Below are 3907 nucleotides of genomic sequence, written 5' to 3' on the forward strand. Positions count from 1 at the left end.
TTTAAAGACTTTTGCAAGAGGTCTAAGAAACAGAAGAGATTAAGTCTCAACAAATCCATTATTAATTACAGCATTTATTCCCAATTTTAAACCTACCCTAAATAAGTACCAATCAGTGCGATAAAAGCAAATCCACCAACAAAACAAAGTGTTTCTTGATAATTTTCTTTTTCATTTTCGGTGGCTTCGGGGACCATGTTTTCTACAACTATGGTAGTCAAAATACCCGCAGTGAATGCCAGTAGCATAAATTTAATCAGTTCCGGTTGACCCACGACCACCCAATATCCCAGGGTTGCACCAATCACCGGAGGAAAGATAAAGGAAGCCGATAACATTTGGCGAAAGAGGGCTGATGTTTGAATCTGCTTAAAACTGGAAATTGCTGCAATTCCCGTAGGGATATTAGCCAGGATATGACCTACCGCAACCATTAGGGCGAGACTAAAGGCAATGGTTGAACTTGTACCCACCATTAAACCATCGCTAAATAAATCGACTCCTACGGCCAAGAAAATCACCCAGGCTGAAGATTGCTTTTCGGATTTATTCGTGTGTTTTTGGAAATAGTTAATCCCTCTTCTCATCAGGATAAAAAAGCCACCCCCCATAACAAAGGCCAAAAAAATTAGCCAGGGTGGATCGGCGGCTAACATTTGAGGCATAATTTCAACTCCAACGACAGACAGGATGATTCCCGCTGCGGCATGAAGGGTTAAACTTAAATTACCTTTAGAGGGTGGAATAAATTCGGACAGGAGTCCGCCTATATAACTCCCGATCGCTGGCATTGCTGATAGAGCTAACGTGCTTAAGTAAGGGCTCATAAAAAATGTTATGGAACGATTGTAAGTTTATAAAAAATCTAAAGTGTTTGAGTTTGTTTTTTTTATTTGGGAGTTGATAGGGTGTGTTGAGTGGGTTAATCAGAATAATCTCAATTGAAATTTTGGGTCATTCATGAAATTACCCAAAAGTGCGAGATTTTCTGCCTATTTATTCGCCAGCCCTTCACTGTGAATTGAATCCCCAAAATTTCTAGGGTTTTTGAGCAGACAACAACAGGCTTTGTTCAGTCCAATACTATTATTCTAAGTTTTAGAGTTTACTCTGATAATTTTATTTGAAAACAGCGATGATTTGTTCCTCCTAGAGGAAGAGATTAGGACGAACCCTGTCAATGGGGTAAATTGCAATGACGAATAATCGTTGTTTCATGTAGGGATTTGGTCACCAAACCCTCTAACATCATATAGGGGTTGGGTGACCCAACTGCACTCTATACCAAGCCGCCTCTATCGGGGGTAATAAATTCCCCGAAACCGCCCTATTCCAGGCCAATTGGCCCAGGGTTTCAAAATTTTTGAAGTTGTGCCGCTGAGTTAAAAAACTCCCGGGCAATCCCTTTGGTAATCAACAGGGTACTCAAAAGAGAAGCAAAGGCCAGCATAAACATAATTAAAATTTGATAAGCGGCGGCATTCAGGGGATTAACGCCGCTGAGTAATTGACCCGTAATAATCCCAGGCAGAGTCACCAGTCCGACCACCATCATGGTATTAATTGTGGGAATCAGTCCGGCGCGAATGGCATCTTTGCGGTAGGTGGCGATCGCCTGAATAGGAGTCGCCCCTAAACACAAATGGGTTTCAATTTCCACCGGGGAAGCATTCAGGGTACTTACAAATCTCTCCCCGGCGATCGCCCCACTATTCATGGCATTTCCTAACACAATCCCGGTCAAAGGAATAATATATTGGGGATTGGTCCAAGCTTCTGGCTGTCGCAGAACCAACAAGTTAACGTAAACCAAAGTAATGGCACTACTAATGAAAATCGACCCCCACACCCAAGGCAACAGCCGAGGAATCTTTTGACTAATCCGGTTGCGGGCCACAATTGCAGCAATCGTCAGCATCACCATCAGGACTGCCAACACCGCCAGGGGATTTCTCCAAGTAAACACCGCTTCTAAGAAAAATCCCACCATTAGCAACTGGATCATCGTCCGCGCACTGGCTAAAGCCAATTGGCCCTCTAATCCCAGGCGCTGCCATGCGGATAGCGCGATCGCCAACCCCATCAATCCCAGGGCCAATCCCAAATCGATAAAATCTAGTTCAATGCGCTCCATGAGGGTTCTGATTTGTGATAGTTTTGCTGATGCTTAGGGAAAGATGACTTGTACTCCACCGCCCATTAACTATAAAATGCCTGAAAAGTTTGGCATTTTCTGCGTTGCTCCCCCTGGCAAAATCTGATTGTATCTCAAAATTTTATGGTGTAGAGGCGTGAATCATATCCCCCCCCTGGATCTCTCTTTGCAGTACCGCACGATCGCCCAAGAAGTAGAAGCCTCAGTGTTAACACTGTTGGCCTCGGGACGTTATATTGGCGGTCCTGTTGTGGCCGAATTCGAGCAACAGTTTGCCGCCTATATCGGCACAACCGAGTGCGTCTCCTGCAATTCCGGCACCGATGCCTTATATCTGGCACTCAGGGCGCTGGATATTGGCCCTGGGGATGAAGTCATTACTACCCCCTTCACGTTTTTTGCCACGAGTGAAACGATTTCCCGGGTAGGTGCAACGCCGGTTTTTGTGGATATTGTCCCCGAGACGTTTAATTTGGATGTGGAACGCCTAGAAGCGGCGATTACGGAAAAAACTCGGGGGATTCTGCTGGTGCATCTCTATGGACAGCCGGTGGAAATGACCCGGTTAATGGCGATCGCCAATCAACACAATCTCGCCGTCATCGAAGACTGTGCCCAATCCACTGGGGCGACTTGGGCGGGACAGCGGGTGGGGAGTATGGGTCATGTAGGCTGTTTTAGCTTTTTTCCCACGAAGAATTTAGGGGCCTTTGGCGATGGCGGTGCAGTCACGACCAATGACCCGGCGATCGCGGCTCAAATGCGGGTCTTAAAAGAGCATGGGGCCAGTGGGCGTTATTATCATGAATCTGTGGGAATTAATAGCCGTCTCGATGCGCTACAGGCGGCGATTCTTCAGATTAAGTTACGCCATCTGGATTTTTGGAACGATCGCCGACGGGCGATCGCTCAAAATTATCACCGCCTCCTCACACCTCTGGCGGGAATTATCCCCCCGCAGGAATTACCCGGAGGTCAAGGGGTTTGGAATCAATACACAATTCGGGTAAAAAGTCAAGAAAAAAATAGTCAACGGCGCGACTGGCTTCAGCAGCAGTTAAATGAGGCGGGGATTGCAGCGACGGTTTATTATCCGCTGGCGCTGCATTTACAGCCGATTTATCAAGAGTTGGGGTATGCCTTGGGTGACTTGGCGATCGCTGAACAAGCGTCTCGGGAGGTTCTCTCTCTACCCATGTTCCCTGAGTTATCTGAGGAACAGCAACAAGAGGTGGTTTATGCTTTGAAGTCTTTGTTGTGAATCGCAGAGGGGATAACGACTGAAGTCGTTACTACAAACGGGGGAAGGGTTTCTTCTGTTTGTTCGTAGTGACGAGCTCCGTCGTCTCTTTTCCAACACTCAGAGGGGAGAACGACTGAAGTCGTTACTACAAACGGGGAAACGGGTTGTTCTCTTCGTTCGTAGTGACGACTTTAGTCGTCTCTTTCCCCAGGAGTTAAGAGGGGAGAACGACTGAAGTCGTTACTACAAACGGGGGAAGGGTTTCTTCTGTTTGTTCGTAGTGACGACTTTAGTCGTCTCTTTCCCAGGAGTCAGAGGGGAGAACGACTGAAGTCGTTACTACAAACGGGGGAAGGGTTTCTTCTGTTTGTTCGTAGTGACGACTTTAGTCGTCTCTTTCCCCAGGAGTTAAGAGGGGAGAACGACTGAAGTCGTTACTACAAACGGGGAAACGGGTTGTTCTCTTCGTTCGTAGTGACGACTTTAGTCGTCTCTTTCCCCAGGAGTTA

Annotated in this window: 3 protein-coding genes; 1 reads left to right on the plus strand and 2 read right to left on the minus strand. The window is 46.7% G+C overall.

Translation table 11 applies throughout. The features are described from left to right. Window positions 1-92 precede the first annotated feature (92 nt). Entirely contained in the window at window positions 93-827 is a 735-nt protein-coding gene (locus NG833_RS28790) for a ZIP family metal transporter (RefSeq protein WP_254568699.1), read from the minus strand. Between the two features lie 527 nt (window positions 828-1354). Then, window positions 1355-2134: an ABC transporter permease gene (gene fetB / locus NG833_RS28795; RefSeq protein WP_254568700.1), complete on the minus strand. Its 780-nt coding sequence runs from the start codon at window positions 2132-2134 to the stop codon at window positions 1355-1357. A 157-nt stretch (window positions 2135-2291) separates the two neighbouring features. Between fetB and NG833_RS28800 the strand changes: the two genes are divergently transcribed. Continuing rightward, window positions 2292-3416 (plus strand): DegT/DnrJ/EryC1/StrS aminotransferase family protein, encoded by a 1125-nt coding sequence (locus NG833_RS28800; protein WP_254568701.1) that lies wholly within the window; start codon window positions 2292-2294, stop codon window positions 3414-3416. Window positions 3417-3907: the final 491 nt, after the last annotated feature.

The sequence above is a fragment of the Oscillatoria sp. HE19RPO genome (assembly GCF_024220515.1).
Lineage (GTDB): Bacteria > Cyanobacteriota > Cyanobacteriia > Cyanobacteriales > Laspinemataceae > Laspinema.